Source organism: uncultured Jannaschia sp., from assembly GCF_947494055.1.
Lineage (GTDB): Bacteria > Pseudomonadota > Alphaproteobacteria > Rhodobacterales > Rhodobacteraceae > Jannaschia.
Window position 1 is genome coordinate 11,701 of sequence record NZ_CANLTR010000026.1, and the last position, 21,168, is coordinate 32,868.

A 21,168-nucleotide genomic window follows, 5' to 3' on the forward strand; every position below is an offset into this window, starting at 1 on the left:
ACCGCGTCTCGTTAAAAGCACGGGGTTCGACACGAGTCCGGTTGAACTACGCAAGCTCCTCTATGGCGGCGTTTCCGGCCGTGCCCTGCCCTGACCGTGGTCACTCAGGCCAACAACGTCAGCCGGTCGGGCGAGGCCATGAACGTCCGCACCTCCGCGCGGGGACCAGCTGGCTGATCAGGTAGCCCTGGACTTGGTGGCATCCTTCCCGCTGGGCGAAAGCCCGCTGCGCCTCGGTCTCGACGCTCTCGATCGTCACGCGCATGCGCAAGTCGGCGGCAAATGCGGTGATTGCCCGAACGATTGCCACGCTGCCTGCATCGTGGGGAAGCTGCCTGACGAAGGACTAGTCGATCTTGATCTTGTCGAACGGGAAGCGCCGCAGGTGGCTCAGCGACGAGTAGCCCGCGCCGAAATCGTCGAGCGCGATGCGGATGCCGAGCCGTCGCAGCTGGTGCAGGTTCTCGTAGGTGCGCGCGTCGTCGCCCAGAAGGGTGGTCTCCGTTACCTCGAGTTCGAGCCGTCCGGCGGGCAGCCCGGTGACGGCGAGGACCCGCGTCACCTTGCGCACGAGGTTCGGGTCGCCGAGTTGCACCGGCGAGAGGTTGACGGTGATCGAAGTCTGCTCTGGCCAGCGGGCCGCCTCTGCGCAGGCCATTTCCAGCACCTGTGCGCCGATGGCGCCCACGAGGCCGACCTCCTCGGCGAGCGGGATGAAGAGGCCGGGGGAGATCATGCCCTGCTCGGCATTGGTCCAGCGCGCGAGCGCCTCGGCGCCGACGACCGCGCCGCTTGTGGCATCGATCATCGGCTGGTAGAAGACTTCCAACTCGCCCCGTTCGATTGCCTGACGCAGGTCGCGCTCCAGATCACTCCGACGTTGGGCGTCCTTGAGAAGATGCGGCTCGAAGACGCAAGCCCGTCCGCCGCCGGCCCGCTTGGCGCTGTCGCAGGCGAGCGCGGCGTTCCGCGGCAGGGCTCCCGCATCGGAGGCAGCGTCTTCGAGACAGGCGATGCCAACGCTCGCGGATATCTCGAGCGTCTGGCCGGGCATCTCGAACGGCGCATGCAACGCCTCGAGGATGCGGCCGGCGAGGTCCGTCGCCTCCTCGCGTGACGCGATTGCCAGGATCACGAACTCGTTTCCGCCGATGCGGGCGACGATGTCCGTCCTGCCCCCGCAGCCGCGCAGCCGGTCCACGACGGCGCGCAACACCTCGTCGCCGGTGGCTTCCCCGAACGTGTCGTTGACCCGTTTGAAGCGGTCGAGATCGATCGCGAGCAGCGCGAGGCTTGCGGCCCCGGTCACGCTCCGCGCGGCACGAGCCTGCGGGATGTCGGCAAACCGCGCCCGGTTGACGAGGCCGGTCAGGGCATCGGTGTAGGCGAGCCGCCGGATGGTCGTCTCGTTCCGCAGCTGCGCACGCTGGTCGCGGATGGCGAAGACAGCCCGGCGTCGGCGACCCACCGAGACTTCGCTGCGCAGCACGTGCACGGGAATGGGCTTGCCGCCCAGGGCGACAAGGTCGGCCTCGTGCTCTTCTCCCTCGGGCGAATCGTGGAGGGCCGCACCTGGTACGAAGTCGGCGATCGGTCGGCCGACCACGTCGCCCTCCGACGCACCGACGAGCCGCGCGAAGCTCTGGTTGGCGACGAGGATCGTCGTGTCATCGCAGACTGCCAATCCTTCGACTGCCAGGTTCGAGACGTCGAGTATCCGAGCCCAATCGCGCCGCACCTGCGCCTGTGCCTGCAGGCTGAAGCGCATGCCGAGGAGCGCCAGGCCGATGAGGCCGAGGCAAATGGCGGTCACGACCGGCGCGCCTGCCTCCGGTGATACCGACGTTGCCGGGAGGCCGATCCGCGGATCGTAGACTGGCGTCATGGCGGCCATTCCGCCAGCACGGAGGACGGCGATCGCCGCGAAAAGGAACGGCGCGGCGAGTCGGCGGCGCACGGACCGACGCTCGCCCGCCGCGACGAGCGCCAGAGCGAACAAGGTGATGCCGAGGCCGGCGCTGCCGAACGCGAGGGACAGGTCCCACCGGAACGTTCCGGAAATCCGGTAGCCCGTCTGCCCGACGTAGTGCAGGAGTGCGACGGAGAGGCCGAGCAGCACCCCCGCGAAGACCCGTCGCCGCCGGTCGCGCCGCCCGACGACGAGGTCCATGCTGAGGGCGATGACCGCGATGACCGCGACGAGCGACTGGATCGTCGTGAGCACGTCGAAGGCCGCGGGCAGGCCCGGCCGGTAGGCTAGAAGCGCCACGATGTGGCCTCCATCTGATCGTCGTTCCGAATGTGTTATGGGCCGTAATTCATCGCCAAAGCCGTTCGGGACTGGATCGCCGCGGTCGGAGCGAAGGCGGCATTCATCGAATCTGTCGGTCGGGCGATCGATCCATCGGATCGATCTGTGATCCTCCCAACCCCTCGGGAGAACGGATACTGCGAAATCTTTAATTCGAAGCTCCGCAACGAACTTCTGAGCGGGGAGATATTCTATCCCCTTGCCGAGACGCGCGTCGTGATCGAGGCATGATGGATCCATCACAGCACGGCGCGGCCTCACTCGACGCCGGGCTATCGGCCACCAACGCCAGCAGTTCTCTGGTCGTCTCACAGGCGGGGATCACCCCCGCTCCGGGTATCCACCTTGGAGCCGAGAGACCCGTCATGCACCAAGACTGAAACTGGACCACCCAATAGTGACAGGCCATTTGACTTCGGCAACATCTACGATTACCTTCACCATATTTGGTTATTTTGAAAGCAGATGAATGCGAGACCGTCAAACGCGATCTTCGCCGCCGCAAGCAGAGCCGCGGAGAGGCAATCCTCTCACACGCGAGTATGAAGCTCATGCGAAAGAAATTATACGAAAGGGTATGCGAGATAAGAGCGTGAGGGTTGCGGAACTTGCCGAACGTCTTCGTCAAATCGGAGTTAATATTAGCGACGGGGGCATGGCCAACAAGATAAGCCGAGGAGGCTTTTCTGCAGCATTCCTACTACAATGTATGGATGTGCTGGGCTATACTTTTAGCGAACAGAACAAATAATTAGCGAGCTTCTTAGAAAGTACATCTATAGAATACCTATGACTCCTATCACAATGCCAATCGCGCCAACAACATAACCACCGACGGCAGTCCATCGTTCTTTTTTCGCGTCGCGAATAAGGTGAGGCTCTTGTGCCTTAAATGCATTGTAAAGTTTAACAATTGCAGGCAAGTCTGTTCCTTGTATCGTAGAATAAATCGCATCTCTGTTGTTACGATCTTCTCGAGATACAGCAATTTTAGACCTCACTTGAACCAGCTGCCCATACACATCCGACCAGTTCGGAAAGCAACTGAGAACTCTAGTAGCTCCCAGATTACTTACAGCAATTTCTAAATCCATCACGATTTTCGAAGTTGCAGCATCTATGGCATCGTGCCTGGCTCGAAGGCAATCCATTTTAGCATCTCGAAGAAGGTCAAGCGACTTAGCAGGGTCTGGCAACCGAAGTTGCTTTGCTTCAACTAATTTTCGCCCTGCATAGCGAAGTTCATAGATTGCAGGGCTAACAACTTCTCGATTAACTTGTTCCGCCAGCTTGATAGCGGACTCGGCCTTATCCCATTCCTCGCCTACACTAAGGTAGGCGAGGTCAAAATCATCCTGCATGTATGCTTAGGCTTTCTCGACGGCTCTTTTCAAACGACCCATCGACTTATCCGCAGCACGAGACGTCTTACTAAGGTCTCGTCCCGACATGACGTCACCGCTCTGCGCTGCAACGCTTCCACGACACTGCTTGCTGATGATCTTCATCGTGGCCGCACGTTTGGCCTTTTTGTAGTCTCGCACGGTCAACCAGTCCAAGACGTTTTTCATGATCATACCTTACTTACGCGCTATATAAATTTCGAACGAAAGGAAGTATGCCGCTTGCCGTCCTTGGTCAAGCCTCCCCAGTCTCCTTAGATGGTACGCCCACCTAGCGCTACCAGCAAACGATTAATCCAGTGTTAAGTTCCCAGTCTAGCGTCAACAGGAAGGTGATAATAACCATAAATGGTGACTTTTCGCCGTACTGCCGGAAACACATCGTGTATCGGTTCTGCGCCTGCTACTTGAGGCGTGGCATTCGTCATTCAGCCCTACGCAGCCTGCAATATCGGGCGCCCTTCTTGGACGTATGCCTTCGACTCGTCGGCCGGCGATCTGGTAGAGGCGTCCTCGATCAGCACGGCCATCTCCGGCGTGCTGATGCGACCCGGCTGGGTGACGTGGAACGCACCCTTCTGCGCCTGCGGCACCGCGCGGGCCGTCATCATCCGGACGATCGTGAATGCGGCCGTGGCGCAATGGGAGACGATCGTCGTGTAGAAGAGCGCCTGAGGACCCAGAGCGTTCATCAGCACGCCCGCCAGCAGGGGACCGAAGATCGAGCCCACGCCGAGGACCATGAGGATGCCGCCCGAGGTCTGGATGAAGGCGCCGGGCGCGGCGTGATCGTTGGCATGGGCCATAGCGACGGGATAGATCGCGAGCGACGTCGCACCGAAGAGGGCGACGACGATCAGGTTCGTCCATTGCCCGTGCGGCGCGAGGAAGATGAACGCCGCGTCGGCGGCCACCGCCATAAGGCACAGGCCCAAAAGCACGATTCGGCGGTCCATCCGGTCAGACAGGATGCCGACCGGGATCTGTGACAGCGCGCCCGCCATTACGGGCACGGCGGCGAAGAGGGCGACGACCGTCAGGCCCAATCCGACCTGCTCTGCGTAGACGACATGCAGGGTGAAGAAGGAAGAATTGGAGATGCCGAGCATGAAGGCGGCGAAGACGGCCACGGGAGAGTTCCGCCACAGACCAGCCAGATCGAGCCGGACCACGACAAGGGGCTGCGGCGCACCGGATGTCGTCAACGCGACCGGCACGAGCGAGAGGCAGTAGAACGCCCCGGCAAGAACGAAGAGTACGTGCCCCTCGATCGGCGCGAATGTCAGGGCCATTTGTCCGGTCGTCGTCGCGGCGAGGCCCACCATGGTGTAGATACCGAACACCTTGCCGCGCAGCCGCGCCTCGGTCCGCTCATTCAGCCAGCTTTCGACGATCATGGCCGCCCCCGCGAAGCAGAAGCCCGACAGCGCGCGCAGCACGACCCAAGCAGCGGGATGGATCAGGAGAAGCGACAGGAGCACCGCCATGCCCGCCAGGGCGGACATGAGAGTGAAGGCGCGGATATGCCCGATGCCGGCGACAAGGCGCGGCGTCGCGAGACAGCCCGCGACGTACCCGATCGCCCATCCCGTCCCGAGCAGGCCAAGGGCGATCGCGCCGAACCCTTCCAAGCCGCCCCGGACCGGCAGGATCATACCATTCAGGCCACCAGCGAAAAGGAGAATGGCGGACCCCAGAAGGAGGGCGCTTACGGACTGGAGGCTTTTGACCATTCTGATCTCTCGGCGCCGCATCGAGACCGCTCGATGCAGGACCATGGCGCGCCGCCATCTTGCGCATCAGTGGTGGAGATCCGGTTAACCACGAACGGCTGGCGAACCGTGCAGATCGTTCTGAATTACCGGTCATGCCGTGATCGTCGCATGATTAGGCCTCCGAGCTGAGGATAGGGCATGCAGTCGATACCGGCCGATTGGGTTGAAAAACCCCCTCGACCCGCGTCTGCAGGTCCTGGACCAGAACTCTGTTCTACCGAAGGTCGAATTTACCCCATTTTCGGGGTATTTTCGTCGTCAACCAAAACGGGCGTTCTAATACTTCAGGCCGTTCTGAGCCTACCCGAGTTTTTCAACACAATCGGCCCATGGACGAAGCCGCTCCGCGGCATTGGTGCTTTTTGGCTTATGGCGTGAGCCGCCTGTAACGGTGGGCGTTTTGTGATGCGGCCGACCTGGCTGACGATTGGGACCTTCTCAATCATCAGACAGGAGGTTCCCATGACGGAGGAGAGAGTGACACCGCTGCGCCAGCGGATGATCGAAGACATGCGCATTCGCGGAATGGGGGATAAAGCGCAGAAGTCCCATATCCGGGCGATCAAGGATTTTGCGGCCTTTCTTGGTAGACCGCCTGACACGGCCACGCCGGAGGATCTGCGAGCCTACCAGCTCCACATGACGGACACCGGGGTCACGCCATCGACATTCAACACACGCATCGTGGCGCTGCGGTTCTTTTTCGGCATGACCTGCGGGCGCGAAGAGATGAAGCGTTACATGCAGTTCCGCACCGAGCCGCGGAAGCTGCCCGTGGTGTTCAGCGTCGAGGAGGTGTCCGACATCCTGATGGCGGCGCCGGGGCCCGGGCTGAAGTATCGCGCCGCGCTCAGCATTTCCTACGGTGCGGGGCTCCGGGCGGCCGAGGTCTGCAATCTCAAGATCGGCGACATCGACAGCGACCGGATGCTGATCCACGTCGAGCAGGGCAAGGGCCAGAAGGACCGCAAGGTGATGCTGTCGCCCGGATTACTGGAGCTGTTGCGCGCCTGGTGGCGCGAGGCCCGGCCGGAGGGTTGGCTGTTCCCCGGCAAGCCGAAGATCAACCCGATCTCACCGCGCCAACTGAACCGCGCCTTCACCTCCGCCAAACACATGGCCGGGGTCAAGAAGCCCGCCACCTTGCACACGTTGCGCCACAGCTTCGCGACGCATCTGTTGGAGGCCAATACCGACGTGCGGGTGATCCAGGTGCTGTTCGGCCACGCCAAGCTGACGACCACCGCGCGATACACCCACGTGGCCACCAAGACGATCCGCGACACCGTCAGCCCCAACGAGATGCTGGCCAGGTTGCAGGATCAAACGGTGAAGCGAAGCCTGGAGTGACCGGGCGCCGGGGTGTCCCGGCCGAAGCTGGAGATTGCTGACATCTTCCGCGCCCATGGCCCTGCGTGGCGGCAGGCCAATGTGGGGCATGTCAGCCTCTCACAGCTCAAGGTGATGTCCGCGATCGAGGCCTGCCGGACCGAAGCGCTCGGCGGGCATGTGGCCGGTTGCACCAAATGCGGCCACCATCACATCGCCTACAATTCCTGCAAGAACCGGCATTGCCCGAAGTGCTAGGGACCCGCGGCGCGCGACTGGATGGAGGCGCGGGCCGAGGACCTTCTGCCCGTGGAATATTTCCACGTGGTCTTTACCCTGCCAGCCGAGATTGCGCAGATCGCCTATTGGAACAAGAAGGCGGTCTACGGGCTGTTGTTCAAGGCATCGGCGGAGACGGTGATGACCCTTGCGGCCGATCCCAAGCGCATGGGCGCGCGAGTGGGCATGACCAGCGTGCTGCACACCTGGGGCTCGGCGCTGACCCACCATCCGCATATCCACATGATCGCGCCCGGTGGCGGCCTGTCGCCCGACGGCACCAGGTGGGTTGCCTGCCGTCCCGGGTTCTTCCTGCATGTGCGGGTTCTGTCGCGGCTGTTCCGGCGCCTGTTTCTGGACGGGCTGATGGCCCTGCATGCCGCCGAGCAGCTCGCCTTCTACGGCGATCTCGAACGGCTGGCGCAGGCAGATGCCTTCGCAGCCTGGCTCGCCCCGTTCCGCAAGTCCGAATGGGTCGTCTATGCCAAGCCGCCCTTCGGCGGGCCAGAGGCAGTGCTGGCCTACCTGAGCCGCTATACCCACCGGGTGGCGATCTCGAACGCCCGCCTGATCAGCGCCGATGCCCAGACCGTCGCCTTCCGCTGGAAGGATTACCGCGTCAAATCCGGCGACCGACAAAAGGTCATGCGACTGGCCACGCCCGAGTTCATACGCAGGTTCCTGATCCATGTCCTGCCGGACAACTTCCACCGCATCCGGCATTACGGTCTGCTGGCCAGCTCGGCCCGCAAGGCCAACATCACCAAGATCCGCGCCTTGCTGTGCGTGCAACGCCCGGAACAACCCGCCACGCAGGGACCCGAAGCCGAGATCATCCCGCTCACCCTGCGCGAGCCATGCCCTGCTGCGGTGGCCCCATGCGCATCATCGAGATCTTCCGCCGTGGCCAGAAACCGATGTCGCGTGCCCCACCGAGGGAGCAGGCCACATGACACCTCGCCCGTCATCCGTAACGGAACACCACCGGCTGCGATCCGCAGACACGGCCCAAATAGCTTGGGTCTTTCCGTCTTCGGCGCGACACACGGCGGCAATCACGCGACCATCAGCAGCTTTGTCGGGATCATCGAACGAGTTTGCGCCCGTCTCAGGCACCATGCGCACCTTCAACCGACCCCCTGATCCAGCCGTTGCCCCACCCCACTGCGCATTTTCCCCATAGATTGCCCCAAGACCCCCGCGGCTTCCTCCTTGGGAGGTTTTCCAACACGGGTCGTGGTTCCGACAATGCGCAACGTTTCGCCGCGACCCGCATCAGAAAACCTTCACCAAAGCAGATCTTGGTCCCGCTGCTGATCGCTGCGGCACAGCTTACCCGAAGCGGTCTTCCGGGGCATCGCGCAGCAACACGCATCGTCTCGAAGTCGGCTGTGCGGGACGATGCTTCTTGGGGACCGTTGATTTTGACCGGACGTTGATGTCCGTCTAGGAGCAGCCCTGCCGCATCACCTACCGTGACCGCAATGGGCGTCGACGGAGCTACATGCCCGACGCCCTCGTTTATCACAGACCGGGGACCGGGCTGCACGGCGTCGACAGCTTTCTCTACGAGTTCAAGCACCGCGCCGACCTCTTCGCTTGGCCGACGCTCAATGGAGTTGCACCTGGGCGATCGGCACCTGTGGAATCCGGCGTAAGGGACGGACGCGGCGTGCGGTACTGGGGGCGGAAGTGTTGGCGGGCGCGGAGATCCGCCGGAAGTCTCAGACCCTTGGATGCAATTAGGAGTTCGGTGCCGGTTCGCTTGGTCTGAGCGGAGTATAACTGGTCGAAGGCGAACTGTCGGCTCCAGCGATAGAGCCGGCTTATCTCGGGCGCGGCGTCATAGGTGACGATCCAGGGGCGTTCAATGGCGCTGATCACGCCCGCGAGCTGCTCATGGTCTTCGGGGGTATAAAAGCTCGTGTATAGTTCGGCACCGGCAGCATAATAGGGCGGATCGATGAACATGAACGAGCGATAGTCCGGGGTCTCCCGATGCTCTTGGAGGAAGTCGAGCGCGTCGGCCTGCGTGAAGGTTATCTGGCGGCGATACTTGGCGACGCGGCGGATACGGTCGGCGATCGTCTCCTTGTTGAACCGGCAGTCGATCCGGTATCGTCCGTCCTGTTTACGCCCGCCAATCATTCCGCCAGTTTTGATGATTCCGGACCGGTTCGTGCGGTTGAGGAATAGTGTCGCCAAGGCGAAGGACATCTCGTCGCCGCACTCCGGGCCGGACTGGTAGATCGCTCGCTGCCGGTCCCATTCCTCGACCGTCACAGGGACGGCCTCGACCGTGGCGATAAAGTCCTCGGTCCGATCGAGCATGCAGCGCCACAGGGCTGCGATTGCCGGGTCGACGTCGTTGAGGCGGATCGCGGAAACGTGCCCGTCGAAGAGTAGCGCCAAGGCCAGTCCGCCCCCGCCCGCATAGGGTTCGATATAGACGCCGCGGTCGACGCCATTGGCCTGCATGATGGTGCTGACCAGCCTCACCATCGACGTCTTGCCGCCCGGGTATCGAAGGGGTGAGGTTGATCGCGGCATTGGATTCCTTCGCGTTTGCCTGTTAGCTATGGCTAGCCTAACAGGCTGGTTACAACTCGGCCAGCCCTACTTGCCCTGGGCCTTGTGTAAGACCGCAACTTCAGCCACGGCGGCGAACACGCCGGAGAGCGTCGCCATGTCTTTGATGAGCGCGCCGCCGTGGACACCGCCAGTCTTGCTGTCATGTTTGCCCAGGTTGGCGCGAGCGCGTAGCCCACCGAGAATGCTGCTGATCGACCCAAGCGAGGCCGGTTCGTACCTCGCCTTCACCTCGGGCAGCCCCATGACACGGTCGACGATCTTTCCTTTGCCGTCCCAACCCGTCGCCTTCAGTAGGTGTTCAAGCAGGGTGCTACACCCGATGCAGACAAGAGCGGAATGCTGGTTCGCGCTGACTGTCGTAATCGATCCGTAGAGTTCGCTCATGCTGGGATTGTCGAGAGCCGCGATCGCGCGTTCTAGGGCCTCGTCCTTCGCGACAGTCCCACCTCTTGGCGCGTTGTTATCACCCTTCCCGCGACCGTTGTCCAGGTTTTCACTCCCCGCTCCCGACCCGCCGGCGGCGTCCTCCCCTCCGGCCTCATCGCCGCCGGTTGCCTTCGGCACGTCTTCCTCGGCCTCGGTGCCGTCCTCTTCATCTCCAGACTGCGCGGCCTCGTCGCGCTCTGCTTTCGTCGGCATCAGCGTCCTGCTCTCGCCGTTCGGCAAGGGTGCCGGTGCCCCGAGCGCCCGCACGATCGTCGCGACATAGGCGTTGAGCCTGTCGGCGTTGTGCAACGCCCGACTGTTGTGCTTGGCAGGTTCGTCGAGCTGATCGCGCATCAGCTTCTCTAAGCCAATGCAAAAAACGTCCCATGGCAAGGTCCGGCGCAGTTCGCTGCCCGAACCTGTGAGGCCGATCTGCGTACGCCGCGCGGCGCTGGAAACGATCCGCGTTACGTTCGTCGGCGCGATAATATCCGCTTCCGCGGGCGTGATGACCCCGGTCTTGCGCGCCGTCGCGATCAATTCGACTGCCTCGACGTTACTGGTCTCGCCGTTGCGTCGCGCCTGCTGAGTAGGGTTCCACCGTCTTCGGGCACCATCGGCTCCGCTGGCGACATGCATCCTGTCAATCCACGGGTCCGCCGACTCAAAGCTCGGGAAGATCACGACTTTCACCGATCCGATCGGACCAAGCGCCTTGGCCGCACTGCGCAGACGGCGGATACGAGACGCCCGCTGCGTGACGTTTGCCGGCATGCGTTCCGGGTCGTCGAGAAGCAACAACGCGGCGACGCGACGATTGCCCTCCGCCGCGATATAGGTCGGGTCGTCCTTCGGGCTTCCCCGATCTCGGACCACGCCGATTAAATCTAACGGGTTCACCCCGCCCATCTTGGCAATGTCGAGAGCGAGTTCGACGACCCGTTCGTTCTCGATCAGTTCCTTCATCGCCGCTGCAGCGTTGGCTTTCCGCTCGTGCCGAGGGTTGTCCAACTTGATCAGTAACCGGTCGAGTTCGATCTCAGCATCCTTCGTTTTCATCGCCTACGACCCCAACCTCGGCAAAATTCGTATCGTGACGTCCGTCGATCGTCGCGACGCGCAATGCAGATTACCCGACAAGGACTGCCATGGCACCCCGTGGCTAGACCGATCGGTCCGCTGCTCCGTTTGCAGGAACCAATATTGCAATTCAAGATGCGGGCGTCGGTGCGAGGACTTTGTCCAGGTGCGTGTCCGGCCCAGCTCTCCTCGACATAGGCACTGCCCGAGGGCATCGGGAATTCCGCGTGGTCGGACGGTCGGAGATCTCCTCCAGGATTGAGTCCCAAAAAAGCGATCTCGGCTTCGTCGAGAACATGAACTGGGCTGTACAAGAAGCGCCAACCCAGTCGATTGCCGCTCGCGGTGTAAGCTCCTTCAATCCGACATGAAAGTTCAACATGATCAACCGGGGGCATCACGCCGTAACGCTGTTTGCTTGAGGTCTGGGGCCGATAATAGGCCTTTATGTAGTCCGCTCTGAGCAACGTCTAGCGTTCTGATTTCACGCCACGAACCGACGTTCGCGCTGTGCTGGTTTCGCAGGGTTTGGTATTCTTGAGCCCGGAACCCTGCGATTTCGGAGGCCCGATGAAGCCCAAGCCTCGCGCGCCCGACCAAGACGACCTGCTTCGCCCCCGGCTCACCGATCTGATCGACATGCGCCACGGGCTGGTGCGGCTCGAGGCGCTGATCGACTGGGATTTCTTCGAGGCCGAATGGGCGGGGTTCTTTCCGTCGCATACGGGCCGGCCCGCGACCTCGCCGCGGCTGGTGGCGGGGCTGCTCTACCTTTAGCACGCCTACGCGCTCTCCGACGAGGCAATCGTCGCGCGATGGTCGGAGAACCCCTACTGGCAGCACTTCTGTGGCGAGGTGTTCTTTCAGCATCGCCCACCGATCGATCCGTCATCGCTGACCCGCTGGCGGGAGCGCATCGGCGAGGAGGGCGTCGAGTGGCTGCTCACGCAGACCATCGAGGCCGGTCGGCGTGCCGGCGTGATCGACACGCGCAGCACGCGCGACGTGATCGTGGACACGACCGTGATGGAGAAGGCGATCGCGCACCCGACCGACACGCGGCTCTCCGAGCGCGCCCGCTTGCGCCTCGTGGGCTTGGCGCGCGAGGCGGGGATCGAGCTGCGCCAGAGCTATGCCCGCCTTGGCCCCCGCCTGGCCCGGCAGGTTGGCCGCTACGCCCATGCCCGGCAATTCGAGCGGATGAGGAAGGGGCTGCGCACCCTCAAGGGCTACACCGGCTGCGTGATGCGCGACGTCGCCCGCAGGCTGCACACCGTTACCGACGACGCCCTGCGTGCCCGGATCGAAGGACAGCTCGCCCTCGTCGCCCGCTTGCTGCGCCAGAAGCCCCGCGACAAGCGCAAGCTCTACGCGCTGCACGAGCCGGACGTGGACTGCATCTCGAAGGGCAAGGCGCACAAGCGCTACGAGTTCGGCTGCAAGGTCTCGGTCGCCACGACCCATCGCGAGGGCTTCGTCGTCGGCACGCGTCCGATCCCCGGCAATCCTTGCGACGGCCACACGCTGCACGAGGCCGTCGAACAGGTCGAGATCCTCGCCGACGCCCGCCCCCGGCGCGTCTTCGTCGACCGCGGCTACCGCGGTCACGGCATCGAGCCCGCCACCGGCACCGAACCCACTATTGGTCATATGAAAACCGACGGCCGCCTGTCGCGCTCGCCCCTCAAGGGTACCATCGGCGATGCGCTCCACGCCGTGCTTTGCGGGGCAGGCCATAACATCCGCCTGATCCTCGCCCGCCTCCAGGCTCTTCTCGCCGAAATCCTCGTCACGCTGCTCCGCCTCATGGGCGACGCAACCCCGATTCTCACCCTGCCAAACCGTCAGATCGCGCACCCAGCGTGATGTTCAGGACGGACTATGTAGCTACGTTGAATGGTTGCTTTCGCCTACGGTCCCCCTCTGCTCGCAAGCACAGCGAACGTCCGCTCTCCGCCGATTCTGTGGAAAAACACCCGTTCGCGAGCGCAGAATCTTGGCGCTCGTGATTGGCGCAGGCGCCTTTCTTCTCAGGCGTTTTGCGCTTGCTGCGGTGCGGGAAGAATCTTCGCCAGTTTCCGGAGGTTTTGGGCGGTAGCGGCGAGCAGGAATTCGTCCTTCGCGCCGCATGGTCCTCTTAGTCGGAGCCTTCCCAGGCCGAGGATGCGCTTGAGATGCGCGAAGAGCATCTCGACCTTCTTCCTCAGCTTCATCGAGACGCCGTATTGCTCGGTCTTGGCAATGTCGCGAGCGACTTGGCGGGCGTCATCGTGCTCCTCGCGGGTGATGGAGCGGAAGTCCATGTTCGGGCAGCAGCGCGGCTTCGAGGGGCAGGCCTGGCAGGTGAGCTTCAGGCCGCGGTATTTGGCGACGCCTGTGCCGGTTGGCCCCCGGTTCGGGTCGGAATAGTTCCGGCGGAACTGCTTCAGTTCGTGGTCCTCGGGGCAGATGTACCGATCGTTCTCGGCATCCCACTCGAAGTCGGCGCGCGTCCAGGTGTCGTCGGTGCGGCCGGCTTTGTCTATGACCGGAATGTGCGGGGCGATCTTGCGCTCGACCAGCCAGCCCAGCATCGGACCCGACCCGTAGGCAGTATCTGCAATCAAGCGTTCGGGATGCAGGTCGAACTTCTCCTTTACGCGCTTCAACATGGTCTTGGTCGAGCCGACCTCGGCCTAGCGAATGGACCGCGTCGCTTCCACGTCCACGATGACCCCGTGGTCCGTGTCGATCAGGTAGTTGTCGGAATAGCTGAAGAACGCCGGACCCTTGCGCGCTGCCGTCCACTGGCTGGCCGGATCGGAATGCGACGTGAACTTGGGCTGCACTTCGCTGGCGGCCCCGAAAGCAGCTTCGTCCAGTGTGTCCAGATACTCACGAACCGCGCGGGGTGCCTCGGCCGGATCTATCCATGCCGCGTCCCATTCCTCCTTCGGCGTCGAGTTCTGCTTGTTCGCATCCGCTTCGATCAGACTGGCATCGACCGCCATGCGCTGCCCGCTGACCAGGCCCTCCGCGATGCACCGTGCGACCGTCGTCTCGAACAGATGCCGCAACAGCTCGCTATCCCGGAACCGGCCATGACGGTTCTTGGAGAAGGTGGAGTGGTCCGGGACCCGGTCGCTTAGATCAAGGCGGCAGAACCAGCGATATGCCAGGTTCAGATGCACCTCTTCGCAAAGGCGACGCTCGGACCGGATACCGAAGCAATAGCCGACCAAGAGCATGCGGATCAGCAGCTCAGGGTCGACTGACGGGCGTCCTGTGTGGCTGTAGAAATCAGCGAGGTAGCCGCGGATACTGCTCAGATCCACGAAGCGGTCGATGGAGCGCAGGAGGTGATCCTGAGGGACGTGATCCTCCAGCGAGAACTCGTAGAACAGCGCCGGTTGCGCCTCCTGCCTCGGTCCCATCATCGCCGACCCTCCCGCCCATTAAAGGAATTGGATCAGCCAGACGCACCTCGATCAAGCTCGAGTTTTTCAACGAAATACGCGCTATCAAGACATCTTAAGAACAGCTGTTCTCACCCTGGATCACCCGGCGGGCCGGCGAAGACCACCCCGATCCGTCCGACGCTCTTCTCGCCCTACCTTGCAAACCGCGCCCATCCGAGCTGCGGCCGGTTCGCCGCCCCGGCATCGATACAGATCGCCCGGTAGCCCTCGACGCCGTCCATCTGTTCTAGCTCCTCGGCCGTCTCGATGAGCGACGTCCGGATCGCCGGCGTGTGCCCATGCACGACGATCGTCGGCCCCCGCCATCGTTGCCCTGTGGAAGGATCGACGTCCCACCCGCCCTGCCACGTCAGGCGCTCGTGGCGGATCGCCGCCCAGTGCAGATCGGCCATCGGCCGGTCCCGGGCGAGATGGATGTCGTCGGGCACGGACGGATCGAGCCCGGCATGGACGAAGAGCGGATCGCCGATGCGCAGATGCGACGGCGCAGCCCGGATGGCAGCGATATAGGCCTCGGGGATGGCCGCGCGGAGACGCTCTCGCGCTTGCGGCCAAGGTCTGCGATTCTACGCCGGATCGACCTCGCGCATCACGGCCTTGCCGCCGATCGCGAGCCACGGCTCCGCATTCCCGTCGAGCGCGTCGAGCAGTACCTGCTCATGGTTGCCGGGCAGGAGGACGACGCGATCGGCGCGGGCGAGCCGGGATGCGTTCATCATCAGCCCGATGGCCCGCAGGCTGTCCGGACCGCGGTCGATGAGGTCGCCTAGGAAGACGACGAGACGTTCGGTCCCCAGGGCCCGTGGTGTTCTTGCAATCACCTCGAGACAGCCTGCAAGCAGATCGGCCTGCCCGTGGACGTCGCCGATCGCGAAGACCTCGAGATTGGCGAGTATGTCGCCCGGCAGGACGCGCGGCGGCAGCGAGACGTGACGCAGGTCGGGCCTCATCGGTCCTGGCCCTCGATGTGCATGGAAGTCGGCATCGGCTACCAAGGTTGCTGGATGGATCGCAGGTGTCGGTACACGAACATCATGCCCGCGCTCCCGTCATCGAGCATTCGGTCGACGGGACGGCGGCCGCCATAGTTCGGTCCGGTGTTCGGCCGCATGATCCATGTCGTGCCGAGGATCCCGGGGAACGCTGCGCGCTGCGCGGTGTACAGGGCGACCAGCAAGCCGGCCCGCTTCATCTGCGCGGCCTCGAACGGCGCGTCGTAGGTCCCGGCGGCGATGCGGTTCCAGTCGTCCGGCGCGACGTCGAGAAGCCCCGCGGCCTCGTCGGGTGCCAGCAACCAAGCCTCGGCGATCCGGCGCATCGCCGTTGCGACCACGCGGATGGCGTCAGGGTCGGTGGCGCGGTCGTCGGAATCGAGAATGCCCGACGGCTTGTCGGTGTCCGAAGGTGTCATCGTCACCCCCTAGTGCAGCACGGGCAGGGCGAGTACCGCCCGGGCCCGCGAGATGCAGCGCTGGACGGTCCGCAAGCTTGGCTGGGTGTGTGCCGGCAGGCGCTCGATCGTCTCAAGAATCGCCGTCGTGGCCTCGTCAGGTAGGTTGTGTAGAGCAGCCTGCCGGATGGCGAAGTCGCGCAGCTGCGGTCGCGTCGGTCCCGCCAGACGTAGAGGCGGACAGCGGCTGAGCAGCGGTGCGGACAACCCCGCGGTGGTGTTGGCGGTCAGCACCCAGCCGAGCCAGCTCATATCGAAGCTGACCCGGAAGTACGGGCAGGACCACCTCGCCGCCGTCGACCGCTCCAAAAGTGGCAGCAAGGCCTGCGCAAGATCGTGCACGGTGCCGGACTTCGACTGAACGCTCCCTGCCTTCTCGATCTCGTCGACGACGATCAGCGGATTGCCGACGCGATGCGCCAGGATCGTCTCGATCACGCGCCCCGGTCCGGCGGAGGCCCATCCGAGCTGAGAGCCTGCGATCGCGAACCCCGCCGGCTCGGTCGTGGCGTCGACGACGGTCGTTGGCATCCCGACCGCCGATCCGAGCGCCCGGGCCCAGTGGCTCTTTCCGATCCCCGGCGGCCCGACGAGCAGCAGCGGCGGCAGACGCAGGCCGGGGTTACCCTCGCGGACCGAGCGTCGCATCGCATGCCAGACGGTCTCGGTTGCCGGCGCCATCCACGGCATGTCGGCGTGCAGGGCGGCGGCGATCTCGTCGGCGCGGTGCTCGGTCGGGATCGTTACGAGATCGGCACCATCACGCAACACGGCAAGCCGGGCACGGGTCGCGGCGGACAGGTGCGCGAGACCGGTGGCGGCCTCGGCGCGGTCGTGGAGGGCGCGGGCGCGGCGGTGGATACGGATCTTGTCGGACCGGGGCAGGCAGAGCTGCCACACGGCGATGTCGTCGTCACCGTCCGACGGTGCCTCGGGACCGCCACCGCCCCGCCGACCTCGGAGCCGCGCCAAGTGCGCGAAGAGGCGGCGCTCGATGTCGGTGACCGAGGGCAAGTCGTCACGGTAGCGCGCGGCCATGATGGGGATGCGTGGCATGATCGTCCTTTCGACAGGCAGCCGCCGATCGAGGCGGGCCGCGTCCCGGCCGTCCGTGGGGGCGGCGCGGGGGTGGCTGTGGAAAGGGTCCGGGCCCTACAGAACGGAGGGTGAACGGGGGCCAAGCAGGATGTCAAACGAATTGCTGAGCAAACCAGCTTTTCTGTCTTATCGTAAATCTAATCAATTGAAAATAAACGATTTTAGAGACTTATACTCAAACAGACGTCAAATTTTGGGCGGAACTTTACTACGAGCTAGGCAGAACTTTTGCCGGATGCACAGCACGAAGCGCCGTTCAATACGCCCCGTGGCAATGCTTGAACTTCTTGCCCGAGCCGCAGGGACACGGCTCGTTCCGGCCCGGATTGCCCCAGGTCGACGGATCATCCTCGACAAAGCCGGGCGCTGCGCCGTCCGCGGCCGCGGCGGGCTCGTCCACCGGCTGCGGCGTGCCGGCCTGCGCCCGGGCCTTCTGCTGCGAGACGAGTTGCTCGATCATCGCCGTCCGCTCCTCTTCGGAGAGCGGGCGGACCTTGGCGAGCTTCTTCGTGACTTCGAGGCGGAGGCTGTCGAGCATCGACTCGAAGAGCTGGAAGCCCTCGGTCTTGTACTCGTTCAGCGGGTCACGCTGCGCGTAGCCGCGGAAGCCGACGACGGAGCGCAGGTGTTCGAGCGTCAGCAGGTGCTCGCGCCACTTGCCGTCGATCGTCTGCAACAGGAACTGCTTCTCGATCTGGCGCATCTGGTCGACGCCGAACGCCTCGGCCTTTTCCTCCATCAGCGTGTCGGTCGACTTGTAGAGCCGCTCGCGCACGACCTCCTGATCCACGCCGTCCTCGTCCGCCCAGGCGATGACGGGCACGTCGATGCCCAGCACCTCGATCACGGACGCATAGAGGCCCTGCGCGTTCCACTGGTCCGAATAGGTCTTGGGCGGCAGGTACTGGTCCACCAGATCGTCGACGACCTGATGGCGCATGTCCTGCGCGATCTCGCCGATATCCTTGGCTTCCATGATCTCGAGGCGCTGCTCGAACACGGCCTTGCGCTGATCGTTCATCACGTCGTCGAACTTCAGCAGCTGCTTTCGGATGTCGAAGTTGCGGGCCTCGACCTTGGCCTGCGCACGTTCCAGCGACTTGTTCACCCACGGGTGGACGATGGCCTCGCCCTCCTTCATGCCGAGGGTGTTCAGCACCTTCTCCAGCCGCTCGGAGCCGAAGATGCGCATCAGGTCGTCGTCGAGCGACAGGAAGAACGCGGAGCGCCCCGGGTCGCCCTGACGGCCCGACCGGCCGCGGAGCTGGTTGTCGATGCGACGGCTCTCGTGTCGCTCGGTCGCGAGCACGAAGAGGCCACCCGCCTCCAGCACGCGACGCTTCTCGTCGGCGACCTCGGCCTCGATCCGGGACCGGACCTCCTCGGGGTCGGCCTCGGGCGTTTCGGCGAGCGCCTGCAGCACCCGCATCTCGACGTTCCCGCCGAGCTGGATGTCGGTGCCGCGACCGGCCATGTTCGTCGCGATGGTGATGGCGCCGAGCTTGCCGGCATCGGCGACGATCTGCGCCTCCTGCTCGTGCTGGCGCGCGTTCAGGACGTTGTGCGGCAGCCCCTCCTTCTTCAGGAGCGCCGACAGCATCTCCGACTTCTCGATCGAGGTCGTGCCGACGAGGACGGGCTGGCCCTTGTCGTGTGCCGTGCGGATCTCGTCGACGATGGCGGCGTATTTCTCGGCCGAGGTGCGGTAGACCGCGTCGTGTTCGTCGGCGCGCGCGATCGGCCGGTTCGTCGGCACCTCGACCACGCCGAGCCCGTAGATCGACATGAACTCCTCGGCCTCGGTGACCGCGGTGCCGGTCATGCCGGACAGCTTGGAATAGAGGCGAAAGTAGTTCTGGAACGTTACGGAAGCGAGGGTCACGTTCTCCGGCTGGATCGCCACGCCTTCCTTCGCCTCGATCGCCTGGTGCAGACCGTCGGAGAGACGCCGCCCGACCATCATCCGGCCGGTGAACTCGTCGATCAGGACCACCTCGTTGTTGCGGACGATGTAGTTCTGGTCCTTGTGGAACAGCTTGTGCGCGCGAAGCCCCTGATTGACGTGGTGCACGATAGTCGTGCTCTCGGGATCGTAGAGCGACTGGCCCTCGGGCAGGATGTCGGCGACCAGCAGCCGCTCCTCCAGCCATTCGTTGCCCTCGTCGGTGAAGGTCACGCTGCGCTGCTTCTCGTCGAGGGTGAAGTGCTCCTCCCCGATCTCGGGGATCAGGCGGTCGACGCGGGTATAGAGATCGCTGCGGTCCTCGGACGGCCCCGAGATGATGAGCGGCGTGCGCGCCTCGTCGATCAGGATCGAGTCCACCTCGTCCACGATCGCGAAATTGTGCCCGCGCTGCGCCATCTCCTCCTTCGACGCCCGCATGTTGTCGCGGAGATAGTCGAAGCCGAGCTCGTTGTTCGTCGCGTAGGTGATGTCGGCGCGGTAGGCCTCGCGCTTCTCGGCCTCGGGCTGCTGCGGCACGACGACGCCCGTGGTCATGCCGAGCGCGGTGTAGACCTTGCTCATCCAGTCGGCATCGCGGCGGGCGAGGTAATCGTTCACCGTGACCACGTGCACGCCCTTGCCGGACAGCGCGTTCAGATAGGCCGGGAAGGTCGCGACGAGCGTCTTGCCCTCGCCTGTCTTCATCTCGGAAATGTTGCCCTGATGCAGGAAGATGCCACCCAGAAGCTGCACGTCGAAGGCCCGCAGGCCCAGCGCACGGCGCGCCGCCTCCCGGCAGTTCGCGAAGGCTTCGGGCAACAGTTCGTCGAGGCTCTCGCCCCCTTGTGCCCGGGTCTTCAGGGCCTCCGTCCGCGCGACAATCTGCTCGTCCGAAAGCGCCTCGAACTCGGGCTCCAGCGCATTGACGCGCTCGACGAGCTTCAGCGTCGCCTTGACCTTCCGGTCGTTCGGCGTGCCGAAGACCTTCTTCGCGATTGCACCAAGTCCCAGCATGTCCGTCCTGTCCTCGCGCCCTTGCCGACCGCGGGAAGGCCCCATATCAGAGGGGTAAATCACGGGGAGGGCGCGGTCAAAATTCGTCTTGGCCGCACTTAAGACCCGCCCCGACGGGTGTCAACGAACGCCCATTGGGACGCCACGACTGCCTGGCTCCAGCGAGCCTGAAAGGACCATCCGATGAAACATCTCCTGACCGGCGCCGCGATCGCGCTCGCCCTCGCCACGCCGCTGAAGGCGCAGGATGCCTCGTCCGTTCTCGCGACCGTGAACGGCACCGAAATCACGCTCGGCCATCTGGTCGCGCTGCGCGAGCGCCTGCCCGAGCAATACCAGCAGATGCCCGACGAGGCGTTGTACCAGGGCATGCTGGAACAGATCATCCAGCAGCAGGCCCTGGTCGATTCCGCCGAGACGACCGAGGCCGACCAGTTGGCCGTCGACAACGAGACGCGCGGCCTGCTCGCCAACCGCGCGATGGAGCGCATCGCCGCGGAGCCCGTCGACGACGCCGCGGTACAGGCCGCCTACGACGCGCAGTTCGGCAGTGCCGAGGGCGGCACGGAATACAATGCCAGCCACATCCTCGTGGAGACCGAGGAGGAGGCGCAGGCCATCGCCGAGGAGGTCCGCGGCGGGGCGGACTTCGCCGAAGTCGCCCGCGAGCGCTCCACCGGCCCCTCGGGTCCGAACGGCGGCGAGCTCGGCTGGTTCGGCGCCGGCATGATGGTGCCCGAGTTCGAGGAAGCCGTCGCCGGCATGGAACCGGGCTCGGTCAGCGATCCGATCCAGACGCAGTTCGGCTGGCACGTCATCCGCCTCAACGAGACGCGCCAGCAGGAGGCGCCGAGCCTCGACGAGGTGCGCGCCGAACTCGAGGCGCAGGTGCAGGGTCAGCGATTGCAGGAGGAGGTGACACGCCTCGTCTCCGAGGCCGACGTCACCCGCTCCGAGGAAGAGATCGATCCGTCCGTGATCCGGGACGACTCGCTGCTGGGGAACTGA

The 21,168-nt window shown here is 64.1% G+C and carries 12 protein-coding genes and 5 pseudogenes; 6 read left to right on the forward strand and 11 right to left on the reverse strand.

Annotation, left to right across the window (positions count from 1 at the left end):
* Positions 1-118 precede the first annotated feature (118 nt).
* Positions 119-2,269, reverse strand: a pseudogene (locus Q1A87_RS16405) (EAL domain-containing protein).
* A 39-nt stretch (positions 2,270-2,308) separates the two neighbouring features.
* On the opposite strand from Q1A87_RS16405, the pseudogene Q1A87_RS16410 reads away from it, so the two are divergent.
* Together Q1A87_RS16410 and Q1A87_RS16415 are read left to right on the forward strand one after the other, a co-directional pair.
* Positions 2,309-2,691 (forward strand): annotated as a pseudogene (locus Q1A87_RS16410) (integrase core domain-containing protein); the annotation flags it as partial.
* Between the two features lie 89 nt (positions 2,692-2,780).
* Positions 2,781-3,062: a DUF6471 domain-containing protein gene (locus Q1A87_RS16415; protein ID WP_299653547.1), complete on the forward strand. Its 282-nt coding sequence runs from the start codon at positions 2,781-2,783 to the stop codon at positions 3,060-3,062.
* A gap of 25 nt (positions 3,063-3,087) precedes the next feature.
* Here Q1A87_RS16415 and Q1A87_RS16420 read toward each other — a convergent pair whose 3' ends face one another.
* Together Q1A87_RS16420 and Q1A87_RS16425 are read right to left on the reverse strand one after the other, a co-directional pair.
* Positions 3,088-3,672, reverse strand: a complete 585-nt coding sequence (locus Q1A87_RS16420; RefSeq protein ID WP_299653550.1) for a hypothetical protein — start codon at positions 3,670-3,672, stop codon at positions 3,088-3,090.
* A gap of 476 nt (positions 3,673-4,148) precedes the next feature.
* Positions 4,149-5,447, reverse strand: a complete 1,299-nt coding sequence (locus Q1A87_RS16425; protein ID WP_299653553.1) for an MFS transporter — start codon at positions 5,445-5,447, stop codon at positions 4,149-4,151.
* Between the two features lie 504 nt (positions 5,448-5,951).
* On the opposite strand from Q1A87_RS16425, the gene Q1A87_RS16430 reads away from it, so the two are divergent.
* On the forward strand, positions 5,952-6,839 hold the full coding sequence (locus Q1A87_RS16430) for a site-specific integrase (protein WP_299653556.1): 888 nt from the start codon (positions 5,952-5,954) through the stop codon (positions 6,837-6,839).
* 12 nt (positions 6,840-6,851) lie between these two features.
* A pseudogene (locus tag Q1A87_RS16435) lies at positions 6,852-8,050 on the forward strand (IS91 family transposase).
* A 613-nt stretch (positions 8,051-8,663) separates the two neighbouring features.
* On the opposite strand, the gene Q1A87_RS16440 reads toward Q1A87_RS16435, so the two are convergent.
* Entirely contained in the window at positions 8,664-9,647 is a 984-nt protein-coding gene (locus tag Q1A87_RS16440; RefSeq protein WP_299653559.1) for a DNA adenine methylase, read from the reverse strand.
* Between the two features lie 66 nt (positions 9,648-9,713).
* Positions 9,714-11,174: a hypothetical protein gene (locus tag Q1A87_RS16445; protein WP_299653562.1), complete on the reverse strand. Its 1,461-nt coding sequence runs from the start codon at positions 11,172-11,174 to the stop codon at positions 9,714-9,716.
* A gap of 591 nt (positions 11,175-11,765) precedes the next feature.
* On the opposite strand from Q1A87_RS16445, the pseudogene Q1A87_RS16450 reads away from it, so the two are divergent.
* Positions 11,766-13,061: pseudogene (locus tag Q1A87_RS16450) on the forward strand (IS5 family transposase).
* A 164-nt stretch (positions 13,062-13,225) separates the two neighbouring features.
* Here Q1A87_RS16450 and Q1A87_RS16455 read toward each other — a convergent pair.
* The 6 genes and pseudogenes from Q1A87_RS16455 to secA form a co-directional block, all read right to left on the reverse strand.
* Positions 13,226-14,611: pseudogene (locus Q1A87_RS16455) on the reverse strand (IS1182 family transposase).
* 173 nt (positions 14,612-14,784) lie between these two features.
* On the reverse strand, positions 14,785-15,081 hold the full coding sequence (locus tag Q1A87_RS16460; RefSeq protein WP_299653565.1) for a hypothetical protein: 297 nt from the start codon (positions 15,079-15,081) through the stop codon (positions 14,785-14,787).
* Positions 15,082-15,219: 138 nt separating this feature from the next.
* On the reverse strand, positions 15,220-15,603 hold the full coding sequence (locus Q1A87_RS16465; RefSeq protein ID WP_299653568.1) for a metallophosphoesterase: 384 nt from the start codon (positions 15,601-15,603) through the stop codon (positions 15,220-15,222).
* Between the two features lie 38 nt (positions 15,604-15,641).
* The gene (locus tag Q1A87_RS16470; protein ID WP_299653571.1) at positions 15,642-16,064 is read right to left on the reverse strand and encodes a hypothetical protein; all 423 of its coding nucleotides are present in this window, start codon (positions 16,062-16,064) and stop codon (positions 15,642-15,644) included.
* Positions 16,065-16,073: 9 nt separating this feature from the next.
* A complete protein-coding gene (locus Q1A87_RS16475) occupies positions 16,074-17,159 on the reverse strand; it encodes an AAA family ATPase (protein WP_299653574.1) in 1,086 nt (361 codons plus the stop codon).
* 298 nt (positions 17,160-17,457) lie between these two features.
* Entirely contained in the window at positions 17,458-20,160 is a 2,703-nt protein-coding gene (gene secA / locus Q1A87_RS16480) for a preprotein translocase subunit SecA (protein WP_299653577.1), read from the reverse strand.
* A gap of 183 nt (positions 20,161-20,343) precedes the next feature.
* Here secA and Q1A87_RS16485 point away from each other — a divergent pair, with 183 nt between their 5' ends.
* Positions 20,344-21,168, forward strand: a complete 825-nt coding sequence (locus Q1A87_RS16485; protein ID WP_299653581.1) for a peptidylprolyl isomerase — start codon at positions 20,344-20,346, stop codon at positions 21,166-21,168.